18 protein-coding genes, 1 tRNA gene and 1 pseudogene are annotated in these 17407 nt (G+C 39.2%); 10 read left to right on the top strand and 10 right to left on the bottom strand.

The annotated features are described in order from the left end of the window. The first annotated feature begins 87 nt into the window (after positions 1 to 87). Positions 88 to 987, top strand: coding sequence for an alanine:cation symporter family protein (locus tag QT711_RS11870; protein ID WP_317944516.1), 900 nt, complete (start codon positions 88 to 90; stop codon positions 985 to 987). Positions 988 to 1071: 84 nt separating this feature from the next. Here the strand turns inward: QT711_RS11870 and QT711_RS11865 are convergent, their stop codons facing one another. The 4 genes from QT711_RS11865 to QT711_RS11850 form a co-directional block, all read right to left on the bottom strand. Further along, positions 1072 to 2049, bottom strand: a complete 978-nt coding sequence (locus QT711_RS11865) for a polysaccharide deacetylase family protein (RefSeq protein ID WP_317944506.1) — start codon at positions 2047 to 2049, stop codon at positions 1072 to 1074. Positions 2050 to 2535: 486 nt separating this feature from the next. After that, entirely contained in the window at positions 2536 to 3807 is a 1272-nt protein-coding gene (locus QT711_RS11860) for an L-lactate MFS transporter (RefSeq protein ID WP_317944514.1), read from the bottom strand. Between the two features lie 202 nt (positions 3808 to 4009). After that, the gene (fdhD, locus tag QT711_RS11855) at positions 4010 to 4801 is read right to left on the bottom strand and encodes a formate dehydrogenase accessory sulfurtransferase FdhD (RefSeq protein ID WP_317944504.1); all 792 of its coding nucleotides are present in this window, start codon (positions 4799 to 4801) and stop codon (positions 4010 to 4012) included. Between the two features lie 13 nt (positions 4802 to 4814). Then, a complete protein-coding gene (locus QT711_RS11850; protein WP_317944502.1) occupies positions 4815 to 5159 on the bottom strand; it encodes a DUF2294 domain-containing protein in 345 nt (114 codons plus the stop codon). A gap of 191 nt (positions 5160 to 5350) precedes the next feature. On the opposite strand from QT711_RS11850, the gene fdhF reads away from it, so the two are divergent. From fdhF to QT711_RS11835, 3 genes are all read left to right on the top strand, one after another. After that, the gene (gene fdhF, locus QT711_RS11845; protein WP_317944500.1) at positions 5351 to 8359 is read left to right on the top strand and encodes a formate dehydrogenase subunit alpha; all 3009 of its coding nucleotides are present in this window, start codon (positions 5351 to 5353) and stop codon (positions 8357 to 8359) included. 5 nt (positions 8360 to 8364) lie between these two features. Further along, positions 8365 to 8847: a DUF1641 domain-containing protein gene (locus QT711_RS11840; protein WP_317944498.1), complete on the top strand. Its 483-nt coding sequence runs from the start codon at positions 8365 to 8367 to the stop codon at positions 8845 to 8847. An 87-nt stretch (positions 8848 to 8934) separates the two neighbouring features. Next, complete coding sequence (locus QT711_RS11835) at positions 8935 to 9579, top strand: YIP1 family protein (protein WP_317944496.1); 645 nt, start codon at positions 8935 to 8937, stop codon at positions 9577 to 9579. A 49-nt stretch (positions 9580 to 9628) separates the two neighbouring features. On the opposite strand, the gene QT711_RS11830 is transcribed toward QT711_RS11835, so the two are convergent. The 3 genes from QT711_RS11830 to QT711_RS11820 all read right to left on the bottom strand — a co-directional run bounded on the left by QT711_RS11830 (position 9629) and on the right by QT711_RS11820 (position 10704). Then, positions 9629 to 9796, bottom strand: a complete 168-nt coding sequence (locus tag QT711_RS11830) for a hypothetical protein (protein WP_317944494.1) — start codon at positions 9794 to 9796, stop codon at positions 9629 to 9631. Between the two features lie 239 nt (positions 9797 to 10035). Continuing rightward, positions 10036 to 10108 (bottom strand) — tRNA-Arg (locus QT711_RS11825). A 320-nt stretch (positions 10109 to 10428) separates the two neighbouring features. Beyond that, entirely contained in the window at positions 10429 to 10704 is a 276-nt protein-coding gene (locus tag QT711_RS11820; RefSeq protein WP_317944492.1) for a hypothetical protein, read from the bottom strand. Positions 10705 to 10958: 254 nt separating this feature from the next. Between QT711_RS11820 and QT711_RS11815 the strand changes: the two genes are divergently transcribed. From QT711_RS11815 to QT711_RS11795, 5 genes are all read left to right on the top strand, one after another. After that, positions 10959 to 11603, top strand: coding sequence for a YIP1 family protein (locus tag QT711_RS11815; protein ID WP_317944490.1), 645 nt, complete (start codon positions 10959 to 10961; stop codon positions 11601 to 11603). Positions 11604 to 11744: 141 nt separating this feature from the next. Continuing rightward, positions 11745 to 12266, top strand: a complete 522-nt coding sequence (locus tag QT711_RS11810) for a hypothetical protein (protein WP_317944489.1) — start codon at positions 11745 to 11747, stop codon at positions 12264 to 12266. A 16-nt stretch (positions 12267 to 12282) separates the two neighbouring features. Continuing rightward, entirely contained in the window at positions 12283 to 12690 is a 408-nt protein-coding gene (locus QT711_RS11805) for a hypothetical protein (RefSeq protein ID WP_317944487.1), read from the top strand. Between the two features lie 790 nt (positions 12691 to 13480). Next, on the top strand, positions 13481 to 13912 hold the full coding sequence (locus tag QT711_RS11800; RefSeq protein ID WP_317944485.1) for a hypothetical protein: 432 nt from the start codon (positions 13481 to 13483) through the stop codon (positions 13910 to 13912). Positions 13913 to 13929: 17 nt separating this feature from the next. Next, positions 13930 to 14481, top strand: a complete 552-nt coding sequence (locus tag QT711_RS11795) for a hypothetical protein (RefSeq protein ID WP_317944483.1) — start codon at positions 13930 to 13932, stop codon at positions 14479 to 14481. Here the strand turns inward: QT711_RS11795 and QT711_RS11790 are convergent. Continuing rightward, positions 14396 to 14704 carry a stage V sporulation T C-terminal domain-containing protein gene (locus QT711_RS11790; RefSeq protein WP_317944513.1) on the bottom strand — a complete coding sequence of 103 codons (309 nt, stop codon included), beginning with the start codon at positions 14702 to 14704 and terminating at the stop codon, positions 14396 to 14398. The genes QT711_RS11795 and QT711_RS11790 overlap by 86 nt on opposite strands. A 251-nt stretch (positions 14705 to 14955) precedes the next feature. Further along, positions 14956 to 15273, bottom strand: coding sequence for a hypothetical protein (locus tag QT711_RS11785; protein ID WP_317944481.1), 318 nt, complete (start codon positions 15271 to 15273; stop codon positions 14956 to 14958). Positions 15274 to 16102: 829 nt separating this feature from the next. Here QT711_RS11785 and QT711_RS11780 point away from each other — a divergent pair. Continuing rightward, complete coding sequence (locus tag QT711_RS11780) at positions 16103 to 16438, top strand: hypothetical protein (protein WP_317944479.1); 336 nt, start codon at positions 16103 to 16105, stop codon at positions 16436 to 16438. A gap of 123 nt (positions 16439 to 16561) precedes the next feature. On the opposite strand, the pseudogene QT711_RS11775 reads toward QT711_RS11780, so the two are convergent. Next, positions 16562 to 17167: pseudogene (locus tag QT711_RS11775) on the bottom strand (IS1595 family transposase); the annotation flags it as partial. Positions 17168 to 17407 lie beyond the last annotated feature (240 nt).

Below are 17407 nucleotides of genomic sequence, written 5' to 3'. Positions count from 1 at the left end.
TTTACCTCCTGTGAACTTAATGCCCAACAGGAGTGTAAGTATTTTTTCAGATGTTGGCAAGTGGCCTTTTTTTTATACATAAATTAGCTGCCGTTTTCTACATTTCTAGTGTGCCATAAACACGTGAAACGAATTGCTTCAACAGCGCAAATACTAGTTCCTTTCATGGCGATTGGCTATATGATTTTTTCGATTGTTATAATCGCAATGAATATACAACTTCTTCCGGAAGTAATTGCATTAATTTTTAAAAGTGCTTTTGCGTTAGATTCTGCTTTTGGTGGAATCATCGGGATGGCGATTATGTGGGGAGTTAAACGCGGGGTATTTTCGAATGAAGCAGGTCAAGGGACTGGTGCACATGCAGCGGCGGCGGCTGAGGTTTCCCATCCAGCAAAACAAGGACTCGTGCAAGCATTTTCGGTTTATATTGACACACTCTTCGTTTGTTCTGCAACCGCTTTCATGATTCTCTTTACTGGCATGTATAACACGCAAACGGAAGATGGGAAAGGTTTTATCGTGCATAATTTGGAAGGTGTGGAGCAAGGACCTGGCTATACGCAAGCAGCAGTCGACAGTATTCTACCCGGATTTGGTGCAGGTTTCGTAGCCGTAGCATTATTCTTTTTTGCCTTTACAACGATTATGGCGTATTACTACATTGCAGAAACGAACATCGCTTACTTGTTTCGTAAACGGAATACAAAATCCGTTATGTTCATTTTGAAGATTGTTATCTTAATCGCAACTTTTTGGGGTACCGTTCGAACAGCTGAATTAGCATGGGCCCTTGGTGACGTTGGTCTTGGCATTATGGTATGGTTGAACGTCATAGCAATTGTAATTTTAGCTAGACCAGCATTGCTAGCATTAAAAGATTACGAGCAACAAAAGAAACTGGGGTTGGATCCTATATTTGATCCTAAAAAGCTCGGGATTAAAAATGCAACATTTTGGGAGAACTATAAAAAAGAAAGTGAGTAAGTTTCCGCAAGAGCAATAAAGGAAAAGTGGATTGAACAGACTCAATCACACTTTTCCTTTTTATTTGGAGAGTACGTAATGACCTTATCGATATTCTAATGGAATAAAATCGTTTGCAGATTCGGGTGTTTCCATCCTTTGCTCACTGAGTAGATTAGAAACTGTGCCGATGGATAATCCTTTTTCTTTAATGCGTCGAATCATATCATCCATCCCTTCGGCAGTCGGTTTTGTCGGATGCATAAGAACCATCGAACCATTTTCCACTCCATTGACGATTTTATTTACCATAGGAGCGGTTTCAGGTTGCTTCCAGTCAACCGTATCGATTGTCCATAAAACTGTATACATGTCTAACTGACGTGCAACGTCGACTGTTTGCTGGTTGAAGCTTCCACTTGGTGGACCGAACCATTTGGGTTTAACACCGATTGTTTCTTGAATGACTTCATTCGTTTTGTGGAGTTCTTCTTTTGTTTTTGCAAGCGTTGTTTGAGCTAAATCAGGGTGGGTGAAAGCGTGGTTGCCAATTTCGTGTCCTTGTGCAAAAATCATTGTTGCCATTTCAGGATTATTTTTTGTCCAACTCCCGTCCAAGAAAAACGTTGCTTTTACGTCATGTGTTTCCAGTGCTTTCAGGATGGGTGGGATAAATTCATTGCCCCATGCGACGTTAATTAAAAAAGCGACCATCGTTTTCTCTGGATTTCCTTTAAAAATGGGGGAGGGCGGTAAATCAGCTAGTGTAACAGCAGGTCGTTCTTCTTTATAAATGAGCAACTCTTTATCGAATTGATTCGCAGAAGCCATTTGTTTAAAACTTTGATCGACATCGATGAACAGACCATTGTAACCAGGTATTGCTTTCCAAACGCGATCAATGACTGCGTCAATTGGTTGTTCATTATGTGTTTCTGCGTAATCTTTTATCTTCTCGTGTAAGGTTTGCTGATCTTTACTGACGGGAATCGTAAGTTGTTCTGTTGTAGACGGTTTAAAACTTGTTAAGGAGATGAGGAGGCTTCCTAATGTTAAGCAAACTAAAAAGAGTAGACGTTTCATATCGTTCTCCCTCTATGAATTTTGCTTTAGGAATGCCCATGTTTGTGCGAAAAATACATATGATAAAAAAATAAGAAGTTGGGAAATAACTCTAAGAAGACCGTTTCTCTGCGCTTCAAAAGGCACGCTTTCCGCGGGGCGCGCTTGAGCCAATCGAACAACGAAGAGTTCGATTTGCCGTATTTCTGCGTACTTTGCGGAAATTAAGGCATCCTTGCTCCCAACGCTTCGCTTATGCTCGCAAAAGCCGTTCTAAGTGACGGCTTTTCCTGCGGGGTCTCAACATTCGCGCTACAATCCCGCAGGAGTCGGCCTTTTTCCGCTCCGATCCACTTATGAATATGAAAAAGAAACATTGTAAAAGCAGAAAAAATGCATGCCGGCGAATTTTGCCTTCATGCATTTTATTAGTTTTATTCCCGTCTCTAGGGATGATCCTGTGATCGCTTACATTTTTACTTAAGTAGATTGTTCAAAGTTGTGAACTTAAAGATTTTTAACAGGTTGCATACCTTTTGCCGTGATTTCTTTTTGATTCGCTCTCACTCTCTTAATATCCACTTGTATTAAAATCGAAATGATTAACGCGACTGCAAATAAACCGGCAAAAAATAACAGACTGCTTTCGTAACTACCCGTCGTATCTTTCATCCAAGCTGCAAACATCGGACCTGCAATTCCTGCAGCCGACCATGCGGTTAAAATGTATCCATGGATTGCTCCGAGTTGCTTCGTTCCGAATATGTCACCGATGTAAGCAGGGATACAAGCAAATCCTCCGCCGTAACATGTGTAAATGACAGCGAGCATGATTTGGAAAAACAATGCATTTGTCGTGAAAGGCAATAGAGCAAACAAAATAATCTGGATGGCAAAAAATGTTGTATACGTATGCGGCCTACCAAGATAATCGGAAATAGACGCCCAACCTAATCGACCAGCTCCATTAAAGAGTCCCAACACCCCAACAAGTGCAGCCGCCTGAATCGTTGTCATGCCGATACTTTCGATGGCTAGCGGTTTAGCAGCAGACAAAATGGCAATGCCGCACGTTACGTTAATGAACAACATGAGCCACAAATAATAAAAACGCTTTGTCTTTACAGCTTCGTTTGCTGTGAGCTGTGCTAAATCGGTTTTTGGTTCCACTTTTCCACTCTTAAGTTTCGCATCATATCCTGCTGGCAACCAACCTTCTTCCGGTTTTTCAAGATACAATGAGGAGAGAATCATAATGATAAAATAAGATGCACCGAGAATGTAAAAAGTATTTTGTAGTCCTACAGAAGTAATGAGTGCTTCCATGATCGGACTACTAATTGCCGCGGCAAATCCGAAGCCCATAATAGCTAGTCCCGTTGCAAGTCCGCGTCTATCTGGAAACCACTTTACGAGCGTTGAAACAGGTGCAATATAACCGACCCCTAAGCCGATTCCCCCTAATACACCATAGAAAATATAGAGTAGTGGGAGCGAGCCTGCGCTAACTGCAACACCTGCACCCATGACACCAATTCCAAAACAAATCGCCGCAAACAATCCGGCTTTTCGGGGTCCATACTTCTCCACAAAATGTCCAAGAAATGCTGCAGACAAGCCTAGAAATAGAATTGCTAAGCTGAAGGTCAACTGCACTTGACTTGTGGACCAACCGAATTGTTCAATGAGCGGATTTGTAAAATTACTCCATGCATACACCGACCCGATGGAAATGTGGATCCCGACTGCAGATGCGGCGATCAACCATCTGTTCTTCACTTTTTTACCTTTCAATTGCTAACTCTCCCTTCGGAATGAATCATGTGACATCGTTCGCTCCTGAAGTGTTTGTTTTATGAAAAAATGATACTCTATGAAGTTTGATGTAGAATTCTTGTAGACAGGAGACATAATTCTGTCACATTTCAGACATCGTACCACCAAGAAACTCATTTGTCACGAATAATTTTTAGAGAGTTTTTTATAGTGTGTGAATTCGTTCAGGGTGCGTATATACATTAAATGATTGGCCGCGAATGAAGCCAACTGCTGTAATTCCTAACTCGTCTGCTAGTTGAATTGCCAGTTCAGTCGGTGCGGATTTGGATAAAACAATCTCACAGCCGATTTTTGCAACTTTCAACAAAATTTCTGAAGAAATGCGGCCGCTGAAGACGATTACTTTGTTACGGACTGAAATTGAATTTTGGATACAATGTCCATAAATCTTATCCAGTGCATTATGTCTTCCAATGTCCATGCGTGTCACCGAAAATCCGTCTGTATCACATAGCGCTGCAATATGCACACCACCTGTTTGATGAAACAAGTCTGCTTGTTCATTTAAAGTTTTCATGAGTTGAAAGCAATGTGCAGGTTGGAGTGTCACTGTTTGTTCAGTCATTTGTTTCGCGGTTAGCGCATCATTAGCGAATACAAATCCTTGTCGACTCATGCCGCAGCAAGAGGTAATATACCGCTTGTTTTGCAGTTGTTCGAAGAAGGGAAAGGTTTTGCTCGTCGTTACATGCACGATGCCAAGAGCTTCATCCACACGAATGTCTTGAATGTCATTGTAATCAAGGATGATGCGTTCAGAGGCAAGGAAACCGATGACCATATCCTCAATAAACTCAGGGGTGCAGACGATGGTCAATAATTCTTTGCCATTCAACTTTACTGTAACAGGAAATTCAGTCGCAATCGTGTCTTCTTTCATTTCCCACTGGCCATTTGTAAAGCGCCATATTTGTTGTTTATGTGTCTTTTCCATCGGTTTGCCTCCTTCATTCGATCGTTTTGTCAAATAAAAATACTGAAACGGCAATGTCATCTTCAATTTTAATGTCCGAAAACAGATGGACAAATTTAGCACCTACAACGTCTTCCAAGCCTTCAGGTGGAGACTCCAAATAGACTTCTTGAATCATTTTCGTTCGTGCCATATGGATCATCTCTTTTCCTTCGGTTGTTCGGGCAATGAATTTTTCCGTCGGTGTCAAATTGCCATACAATGTGGAGATGACCATATTGTCGACAAAAATGGTGTGAATGCGATCCGGACCTTTTCCGAATAAATCTTTTCGTAGTTTACGGATGATTGCATTGAAATCATGTACTTGCTTGGACATGAATCGTACTCCTTTTCTAAAATATAGAATACTCACTCAATAAATTATTAAATGCATTGTATTTTCAAATTATATGGACTATAATACTACTAACGATGATGCTAGAGTACGAACCTGCTGTAGCCTTATCATGTCATTACTTTACATTTGGATCGGTTATTTAGCAAGACCTGCTAGGAGACTCTTCCATCATGACGCAATCCCACCTGCCTATCAGGTGTGTTTTGTCATGGTGGTTTTTATTTTGCAAAGGAGGCGTTAACGTGTTCATTAACATTGATGGCGTCAAGTATCCGTTTACAGAGGGCATGACGATCTTACAAGTAATTAATGCGCTGAAGATCGAACACCCGCAAATTTGTTACTTGCCTGAAGTGGACCCAATCGAAACATGTGACACGTGTATTGTCGAAGTAAACGGAAGCTTGACACGTGCGTGTTCAACAAAAGCTGAACCGGGGATGCACGTGTTGTTAGCATCAACACGAGCGAAAGCTGCACAAACGGAAGCGATGGATCGTATTTTGGAAAATCATTTGTTGTACTGTACGGTGTGCGACAACAACAACGGGAACTGTAAAATACATAACACAGTCGACATGATGGGCATTGAGGAACAGAAGTATCCTTATGAGCCGAAGTGTTCAAAAGACAGTGTGGATTTTACACATCCGTTTTATCGTTACGATCCAAATCAATGCATTGCATGTGGGCAATGTGTAGAGGTTTGTCAAAACTTACAGGTGAATGAAACACTAAGTATGGATTGGGAGAGGGAGCGACCGATCGTACTTTGGGATGGCGGCGCGAAAATCAATGATTCTTCCTGTGTAGGGTGCGGTCATTGTGTGACGGTCTGTCCGTGTAATGCCTTAATGGAGAAATCCATGTTAGGAGAAGCGGGTTTCATGACTGGCTTAAAAGACGAAGTGTTGAGTCCGATGATTGAACTCGTTAAAGATGTTGAGCCGGGCTATAGCGGTATTATGGCGATTTCGGATGCGGAAGCAGCGATGCGTGATACCCGAACAAAGAAAACAAAGACTGTTTGTACGTTCTGTGGTGTCGGTTGTTCATTCGAAGTGTGGACGAAAGACCGCAAAATCCTTAAAATCCAGCCTGTATCTGAAGCGCCTGTAAACGCCATTTCGACGTGTGTGAAAGGGAAGTTCGGTTGGGATTTCGTGAACAGCAAAGAGCGGATTACGACACCGTTAATCCGACAAGGGGATTCGTTTGTCGAAGCGACATGGGAAGAAGCGTTAGATCTCGTAGCAGAACGATTAGGGACCATTCATAAAGAGAATGGCGAAGACAGTATCGGCGTCATTTCATCTTCAAAAATTACGAATGAAGAGAATTACGTCATTCAAAAATTGGCAAGGCAAGTGTTTAAAACGAATAATGTCGACAACTGTTCCCGCTATTGTCAATCACCCGCAACCGATGGACTTTTCCGGACAGTCGGAATGGGTGGGGATGCCGGTACGATAAAGGATATTGCTAGTGCTGGACTAGTCATTATAATTGGTGCGAATCCGGCAGAAGGTCATCCTGTACTGGCAACTCGTGTGAAACGTGCACATAAATTGCATGGCCAAAAATTGATTGTCGCAGACTTGCGCAAGCACGAAATGGCCGATCGTTCCGATATTTTCATCAGTCCGAAGCAAGGGACTGACCAAGTATGGCTTATGGCTGTAACGAAATACATGATTGACAAAGGCTGGCATGACGCTGCATTCATTCAAGAGAACGTCAATCATTTTGGTGAATTCAAGGAAGTGCTGAAGAAGTACACGCTCGATTTTGCGGAGCATGTAACTGGAGTATCCAAAGAAAAGCTCATCCAAACAGCAGAAATGATTCGCGATGCAGATGGCACGTGCATTTTATGGGGGATGGGAGTCACGCAAAATACAGGCGGTTCGGATACGTCTGCTGCCATTTCCAATTTGTTACTTGCAACAGGGAACTACCGTCGACCAGGTGCAGGAGCTTATCCACTTCGCGGGCATAACAATGTGCAAGGTGCTTGTGATATGGGGACGTTGCCAGGTTGGTTGCCAGGTTACCAACACGTTACAGATGATACAGCTCGAGCGAAATTCGAGCGTGCATATGGCGTGAAAATTGGGGATCGACCTGGGAAAGATAATATTCAAATGTTGCATGCCGTAGACGAAGGCATTATGAAAGGCATGTACGTCGTCGGGGAGGATATGGCGCTTGTGGATTCTAACGCGAATCATGTCCACGATGTGTTGTCCAAACTGGAGTTCTTAGTCGTTCAAGATTTGTTCTTCTCTCGAACAGCGCGTTATGCAGATGTCATTTTGCCTGCCGTCCCTTCATTGGAAAAGGATGGGACCTTTACAAATACGGAAAGACGCGTCCAACGGTTGTATAAAGCGTTACCAGAGTTAGGCGATGCGAAAGCGGATTGGTGGATCATCCAAGAAGTGGCGAATCGTTTAGGGGCAGACTGGAATTATTCACATCCAGGAGACATTTTTGCAGAGATGGCAAGTTTGGCACCACTTTTCGGTCAAGCGGACTATACGAACCTAGAGGACTGGGACAGCTTTTTCTGGGGAAGTCATGATGGCGCAAGTACGCCACTCTTATATACAGATGGTTTCAACTTCCCTGATAAAAAAGCGCGTTTTGCATTGTCCGATTGGGTAGAACCTGTCGTGTATTCCGATGAATTTGACTTGCATATTAACAACGGCAGGCTGTTGGAACATTTCCATGAAGGGAACTTAACGAACAAATCTGCAGGAATTCAAGAAAAAGTACCAGAAATATTCGTTGAAGTGTCACCACAACTTGCGAAAGAACGAGGTGTCGTCAGTGGATCGATGGTACGACTGATCTCTCCACATGGCGCATTACGCTTACCGGCACTCGTTACAGATCGCGTGAAGGGCAACGAGTTATTTTTGCCGATGAACTCTGTCGAAAAAGAATCCGCCATTAATTTCTTGACGGGGACAGCAGTAGACCAACGAACGAATACACCTGCTTTCAAACAAGCGAAAGTGAGAATGGAAGTGTTGAAAGAACGAGTGGATAATCCATTGCCTGCAACAAACCACCGAAACAAAAAACGCCATCCGCAAGACGGGGTAGAAGTGGAGCGCAAATGGGCACGACCAGGCTACGCGCATCTTACCGATCACGTGGAGAAAGGGTGAGTTAAATGGCTGCTCCAATTACGAAAATCAAGCGGGTCGAACTGACACCCGAACAACAGCAACAAGCTAAAATTCAAGAACTACAAGCGGTTATCGCCGACCAACAAGAATCGATGAATAAGATTCTTGAACTGACAGCCGAGTTGGACAAAGCGGGTGTTCTTGATGCGGTAAATGCCATGGTGAAAGCAAAGGATGAAATTGCTGGAATCGCGGTGTCACAAGCATCACGCGAACCTGTTACGAATCTATTGAACAATATTATGAACATGACCGGCATTTTAACTGCCATTGACCCTGAAGTGACTGAGAAATTGAAAAAGAGTGTATCAAGAGGGGTGCAAGAAGCGGAGTTATATGGAGGGAACCAAGATAAGGTATCAATCTTTCAGTTGATGACAGCACTTAACGACCCTCACATTAATCGATCCATTAAATACGGATTGGATTTTCTCAGAGGAATGGGTAAAGGACTGGATGACAACTAATCTCAGTTTTTTATGAAACTATATTACGATCTATTCTTATAACCTAATAGAGAAGTACATATAGTTTCAAAAGAGAGAGGGTATAAAATGGTTACAATTGAACAACAAAATGGAAACGAACAAAAACCGCTTAACATTTGGAAATCGGTTTGGCTGCATCCACGGCAAACGGCACGCTATCTTTATGAAAACAAGACAGTCAAGTTTGCACTAATTTTTGCAATGATTTCAGGTGTATTTAATACGTTAGATCAAGCTTCTGGTAATGATGTCGGAGACTCGATGTCTACAGGTATTATTCTTTTGTTGTCGCTACTATTAGGTCCGATAGGAGGGCTAATTTCCTTATACGTCGGAGGCGGTGTTTTCCATCTCCTTTCGAAAATGTTTCGCGGTAGTGGGGATTTTCGTGCAACCATGATGGCGATAACGGTTTCTAACGTCATTCTCATCATGCTGGGTGTCTTGTGGATACCTGATCTGCTCATTATCGGTAACGGGATGTTCATTTCTAATATAGAGTTTTCTGTTTTACAAGCGATATGGCTTATTATTTCGCTGGTCATCACAGCAGTAGTCGCGGTATGGTCAGTAGTGGCTTTAGTAGCTGCGCTTGCAGAATTGCAAGAATTGGCGATCTGGAAAGCAGTTCTTGTCGTCTTGATACCGATTACAGTCATCACGATAATCATAGTATCGATTGCTGCAATGATTCTATTTGCAACTTTCTAATCAAAAAGGAAATAGCCATCCAGCGAAGTATGCGTTCGCTGGATGGCTATTATTTTTGCTTTTTCAGTTTTCGTTGCTCTTCAGCTTTTTGATACGTATCCTTCAGCGCTTCCCGATAATCACCGAGTGTCGCAAACTCGTTAGCAGCCTCAGCCGCCATCTTGTTACGCATCCGAATCTCGTTGCGCTTCGTTACTTTGCGTTCAACACGATCCATAACTTTTCACCCCAACTGTCATTTTGCATGTAGTGTGGGTTTACTTCCGTAAAAATATACGTGGCAAAAATAGTGGTGAATGTAGTTATTAAAAAACCTTCCAATCTTAAGATTAGAAGGTTTTCTTTCTTTTTAGTGTTCAGGAATAAATAAAGATAAAATATGTGTGTTCTTATCTAGTTTCATTATTCTGTACACAATTAAGATTGTTATAAAGCTAATGATAACGCATTTCAAAACGTCCCAGGCAGGAATCGAACCTGCGACCTACAGCTTAGGAGGCTGTTGCTCTATCCCCTGAGCTACTGAGACAACATAAGTTCTTTCCTATTATAATAAATGTCTTTCCCAGGAGCAATCCCTTTGCTAGCGTTATTTTGTCTGCACCTATGTAACAATAAAACAAACACACTAACCATGTCCACTTACTAATCGTTTACTAAATGGGACAAAACCGATATAACGGGATGATGATAAAATACTTTTCATTCTGTTGTTGACAACTTTCCGGTAAAGCATCAAAGACAAGAACAATGGTACTATGCTCATTCCCAATAACCCGTTCTAATTCATTTCGTGGTAGTTGAAAGACTAGCTTTTCCATCATATAGCCGAATCCATGTTGAGATTGCTCAAACCACCATGCTCTGAAATAATGTGAAATTCTGAGGTACACTTCCAAAGATGGAATTTATGATTTCATCATATCGACCAATACTATTAAATTGTTCGGACTCAGCAATTATATGATTCCAAGTATCTGTAATTTTCTTTTTTATCTCTTGGTAAACCTTCTGATCCACGTTACATTCAATCCCTGGAAACTTCTTTTTTTCAATAATTGCATCTAAATAGATGAGTAGGTTTAATTCAGTTGAAGAAATGATTGATAAAGTATTTTTTTTCATCCATGAAATAACTCCCTTTTCAATATTCTATTCTCAATCAATTGTACCAATTTTTATAGACAGGGAGGGAAATGTTCGGTTCTTGCGTAGCTAATCAATGAAATACAATTCTTAATGCATGGACAGAACTTTTGAATTCATAAAATTCTTGAATTTAAATAGCTAAAGTGAAACTATTTTGCAGCTCGGTCGTAGACTGTAATTAACTATTAAAACAGGACTTACAAAGAAAAACGTTAGAAAGGAGTCATTAGATGTTTGGTGGAAGTGACGAAAAACCATTGAACGAGTGGATATCGATATGGCTTCATCCAAGAAATACGGTGAATTTTTTGATGGAATCCAAATCTACAAAATTTATATGGATAGTTACAATGATTGCAGGATTTTTTAATACACTTGGCTCACTGTCATTCGATCCCATGAATGACACTGAAAGATTTAGTGAAACCTTAAGATGGTCATTCATTATCGGAACAATTGGAGGGCTATTTTGTTTATATGCAGTTGGAGGATTTTTCCATTTATTCGCTATGCTGTTCGGTGGCAAAGGAAAGCTTCGTGGAACATTCATGGCATACTGTGTTCCTAATTTGTTTTTCATCATACTTGGTGCAAAGTGGCTATTAGATTGGTTCTTGATAAGTCGAGGATTGGACGTTTCAGCTGCTACATTTTCAACATTTCAAGAATCTTTGTTCATCATTACAAACAAACTTGCAATCATACTCTTACTATGTTCAAGCGTAGCATTTATTATTTCTATTGCGGAAGTGCATGCAATTTCAATTTGGAAAGCAATTTCTACTTTCCTTATCCCTGCAATTATCATTTATTACTTCATATTACCATTGCTTTATCTTATGCTCTACTACATCTGGCGCAGTTGTGTTGCATAACAGTGTAAACAACTAGCTCTGCCAGGTTGGGATCATACAGATGACTACACTCTTCAATATCAATTCAGGACTTGTCGGTTTGTTAATCGAGGTATTGAATGTTTACGAATCGTTTACTTTATAAAAATAGAGAGGTGGAAAATGTTTCAAGTTAAAACATTTTTACAGAATCCTTACGTTATATATCCTGGACCAGAACAGGTGAGGCAGGGGGTATTTACAAAGTATTTTTTTGATATGGAGGATCAGAAGAACAATGAAGAAATTAAACGGATAGTTGAAAAGCGTGGTAACGTATACGGATGTGTTCATATCTCCCTAAATAATAAGGTTATTTTGGATGACGAGATCATGGAACGTTTGCCCCTTTATTGGATTATGTGGATAGAAACAATTGAAGATTATTTGCAAATGACTGATGTTGTAAAAACGGTTGCTATGGAACCTTACTTCTCACTAACTAAAAGTGACAATAATTGTCTCACATTCAGTTATGGAGGGGGATTCTACTCGTTTCTTTTGCCGGAGAAGGAGTTTTTAATAGCTGTATTACAAGGGGGCCGTAACTTCTTTGCTAGGTATCTAGAGTTGCGTTTTACTCCTTATCCACTTAGTGCAGCAGAAAAGTTGGAAAGCCTAATTATGTTAGTAAATCGATTATGATCCAAGGGGGATGCAAATGGATAATCAGATGAGTGTGTTAATGGACATCTACGAATCAATTGAAGAATTATCTAGAATAGGTGACAGCTTAACCAATCCGGAGGAAGCAATAATGTTAGGTTTCTGGGAAGAGCTGAAGTTGACGGAACATGAAGTTAATGCGTTGAAAGCAAGTGGACTTAATGATCATATAATCAGCGGTATTGAAAAGATTATTAAAGAAAGGATGCTACTATCCTTTCATCAGTTTTTCGCTGTCTTAGATGGTGTAGGGGATCCTAAATTTAGAAATGAAGATTCTGTTTGGTTAGGGCTGAAGTTAGTGAATAAAACTCTAAATGATGAGCCAGAGGATGAGGAGTTCCTTCACGATCAGTTATTTGACGCATATTGGGATTGGATAGAAATGAAATCTAAGAAGTGATTATGTTTATGTAACTATAGGGTACTTGTATGGAAAGGTTTCATCTGAATAAATTGACTTGAATGTCGAAATCATTACCAACCGGAAATTATGATTGTATTTATGTAGTTGTAGTGAATTTACAAAATTTGTATTGTATACGTTTCCGTTTGAATAGCCGGAATTTTAACAAACGAAACAACAAAGCAGAACCGACTCAAAAACTTTGTAACTCCAGTCGTTTATGAGTATTCAACTCGAACATTCACAAAGCAGCCAACAAGCGATCAACAAAGCTGTAACAAAGCGATAACAACTACTAAGAACTATAAGCACTAAAAGCATTTAAGAAATAAATAAAAGATCTTCTTGCTTTTGCAAAAACAAATACAAAAAATAGATAATAATCTTTACCGATGTGTATCCTTTTTGAACAGCGCTCGCTATATAGAGTTTGAAAGGGGAGTTCTAGATAGTAGGTACAAGTGATGTAAAGAGTCGCTCAAAGAGAAATCAGTCTTCCAGTGCGAGATAAACCCTTAAGAATTAAACTATATTAAAGGATTCGGACATTCTAAATTTAAATATTGTAAACACTGTGTATAAAAATTATGAACATTCTATCGTATAATAAACAAACGGAGCCAGATTTTTAAAATCGATTCAGTAACAGAGTTGAAAAATAATATATCCAAAGATAGAGGGTGGGAAGAATTAATAAACGAAGATTTTTTTTGGAATTATTATATTGTCCTTATTATCGATAGGTAGTTGGGATATGTATCAAAATTTTGTGAACAACAAAGTGTCAATGAGTGAACCATTAGAGAGCATAAAGAAATTGATAGAAAAAAATGATAGTCATATTTATGAAATAAATATTCACGATACAAATGAAAATAAAGACTATATTGTAAGGGACATTGATGATATAGAAGAGTTTACATCTGTATTTAACTCCTTGAAAGATACTATTGTAACAACCAACAAAAAAGGAGTTCTTATGGCGGACTCTGATTATAATATAATCGTTTATTTCGGAGAATACGATAATGAATTAGGGGAGTACACTGTAAAGGGAGCAATTTATTTATACGTGAACGTTGAGAATGAATATGCTTTTAGAATATTAGTACCTGATCATCCAAAAATAGAAATAAACGGTGAATTGAAAATGGACTCTGTACCTTTTGCAAATCCTATTATAGGGTACGTAGTTGATAAAACTAAAAATCATAGGTGAACGGGGTGCTGAGTAACTTGAAGACTGTATTCCTTCTAAGCTATGGAAGTGATTTAGACCATAATACTATTGATTTTTTAGTGAAAGAACGCCTTAAACCTTTTGCAAGACGTAATGGAAATAAATTGAACATGAAAGTTTCACGTCACCCAGAAATTCTTCTGATATATGATGTTTTCGATGTTAATCTGAATAAGCATGTGGACAATAAATATTACTTGGAAGAGTTTTTGATTAGTGAAGCGCATTTCCAAGCATTTGAATATTCCCTCTCCAAATTAAAAGGTCATCATATTCAATGTCGACCTTATGCACGTGGGCATTACGAACTTTCTATCAATGGCAATAATTACTCCGCACGTGTCTATCAAACGCTATCAAACGACAAAGAATTGTTCTTTTTGGATGAGGAGGCAATTCATAATAGGAGTCTTAGAGAAAAAAATCATGAACTGCCAAATGATCTTCAATGGCTAGTTTTACCTAAAGATATCGACAAAACAGAAAGAGAAACCGCAATTTTCGACTGGATGAACAAAGTTTTAAAATTTGTTGATCAAATGAAATAAAGCAATGAACTCTATCACATAAAACAGCCCACCCAAACCGGTTCCTCCGGTACGAGTAGGCTGTTTTACATTGTTCGGTCTGTTTCTCCAAAAGATGTGCGGCAGTTTCTAATGCTTTTTGTTCGGATTTTCCAATGAAATGGACTTTCGATAGTAAATAAACTGCGCTAATTGTGTCTCTGCCAGCTACAATTGGAGCGATGCAATCGGTAGAATCGTCAATGGAGAAGTGGCGACAATGCTGGATAACCCTCGTGTGTCGATTTAGTATGGGTGTTTGGTGCTGGTGGGAGCGGCGGTATTATTGGTTAGAGTTGGATATGTCATATTGATTTTACAGGCTAGGGTTGGTTCTGGGGAAGAGAAGGGAGTATTGGCGACCAGTTGTATGTTCGAAGTTTAATAGAGTTCAGCAAGTGGAAAAGCAGCAGAAAGCTAATTGCTGTTGTGCTGCTTTTGACTTAAAATAGTCAACTAAATCACATCATCATACAAGGAAGTGGCGTTAAATAGGATTTCTCCTTTTAACAGCAAATCCAAGTGCCACCACCATTCGTCCATCTTCTCTTTTGAAGCGGAGAAATCGTAAGCTTTGCTAGTATGTTCGAAAACTTGTTCAGCATTACCCAGCAATTTTAAATCATAGGCTGCGACCATTTTCTTTTCCTCTTTTGTCAGTGACAATTGATGGAGCTCACTGCGAATATGGAGCGTCTCCAACATTTCAAAAGGACTTGTTTCACAATCGGTAATCCCTTGACCGTATAGATTAATTAGCTCAATTCGATTCATGATATAACCTCCTTCACCGTACATATATAAGTATACCCTTTATCATTTGATAAATAGCGTTCGGATGATCTTGTAACCATGGCTGTCTCCATAACATTATCTTCTCCAACTATGACTATCCAGGTACCAAGGGAGAAAATGAAATAACGTTGTGTAAAGTGCTTCAAATGATAAATATAAATTTTACTTTTCTCGTGTGTAACGATAGCAGTAATCTGTTTGTTGTAATCGTGCAGAGTGGTCTCCAAAGGAAAATCTCTTCTACTAATCCGTTTCTTTAAATGGATCAAGTCCTTCCCTGGCTTCCATTGATGACCATGTTCTTTTTAAATCTGGATTATTTGAATAAGGAGCTTCTTTAACTCTTGATTCAGAAAAATTACCTTCCTTCAATCCATTTTATTATCTCTATTATATCATATACCGATATTAATTATTGAATATTGGGTTAATCGTGTGAATTCCATTTTTTTATGTTAGTGAATATAGGAAAACAGGTGCCAAATTGATTTCCGTTAATTCACTACAATTGCATTAAAATGAGTGCAAAGTGTATCAGTTACTGGGTTTTCATTTGATTACTGTATAATTCATCAAATTAGTTGAATTAACAAGGATGTTTTTTGCAGGCACAGTCAAATTTTTAAAAAAGGGATTTACACCTTTCTTGACGAATAGTGCCAGTGGAGGTGAATTACCATGGAATATGATGTATACCTTAGTTGAAATTATCCTGTCATACAAGCGATTATTGGGACAGAAGTTTTAATGCAATTACTGTCTATGAAAGTTATCGTATAGTGAAAATGTAAAGTGATGGAGGGAAAGCATGAAGAATAAATTTAACTTAGCGATTATATTCATATTATTAATAGGTGGTATTCTCGTTTTCACCACATATTTTTCATATGCAGAAAACAGTAAATTCTTTAACTTTCCGATACCCAAAAATGTCGAGTTACTCAGTGATAAAGAAGATGTCGCTATGTATAACTGGTCAAAAGCCACAGAAGAGAATGGGATTCCGTTTGTATATGAGATAATAATCAAATTAAAAGGATGGAGCAATGTAGGCAGAGAAGGTGCGTCTACTTCTTATGAAAAAGATGGGCACAGAATTGATTTAATTTCTCAAAAGGACCAGCTAACGTTAATAGCGAAATAATTTATTTGAAACTTCTGACGCAGTAGTTATCGGAAAAGCATAAGTAATGAAAAATGGAAATAAATTCAAACCATACAACCTTTTCACTTTGATAAAAATCTTATCTGTACAGTGTATGATATTAATACGACCCATACAAACAACTTTTGAGACTGTTGCTTTGGTACGGTCTCTGGCAACAAGAACACATACTTGTTCGTGGCTTATTCCTCTAAGTTTAGACTTCCCACCACGCTTACGAGGTTTCCTTTCTGAGATTCCACGTTGACCTTTTTGAAAGTATAGGAAATAGGTCTCGTCAACTTCAACGATACTTTCAAACTGCTTAAAATCCATTCGTGTTAATGAACTTAATAATTTATGTCTCCAATAATATTGAGTAACCCAAGTAACCCCTAGATTTTCAGCAGATTTTCGCAGGGAATAGCCTTTAAACATACAATCAACAAACGTAATCCATACATCACCTTTTCGAGTACGATAAAGAACAGTATTTGTTGTATCGGTAAATGTCTTATTACAACACTTACAAGGATAGACTTGGCGACCATTATATTTTCCAAACCTTACAACGTGTTCCGATATACAATGAGGGTATTCAAATCCTTCTTTGAATCGAGGTTCTCTCATTTCATTAATTAGACTACCACCGACAGATGAAGAAGGTTCAACATAGCGTTTAACCCATTGAAACACTCGATCTTCTTCAGTATGTGATAAATTGCCGATATGTTTTGGATAAAATTATAAATTCATAATTAATTCGACGCTCTGACCAAGCAGAGGACAACAATAATTACAGCATTGCGCTGTGATATTTGTTGTCCTCTTTTTTTACAATAATGAACTTTTAAGTAGTTTGAATGAATGATATAATGGAAATATATTCAATCTCGTTTATGCATAATTACGGAGGGGGAGGCTAAGATGAGGGAATTACCGGAGCATCAGACGGGATAGACTGTCGAT

This window comes from Sporosarcina saromensis, assembly GCF_033253735.1.
Lineage (GTDB): Bacteria > Bacillota > Bacilli > Bacillales_A > Planococcaceae > Sporosarcina > Sporosarcina saromensis.
Note: the sequence above shows the minus strand (reverse complement) of the source record. Positions and strands in the feature narration are given on the sequence as shown.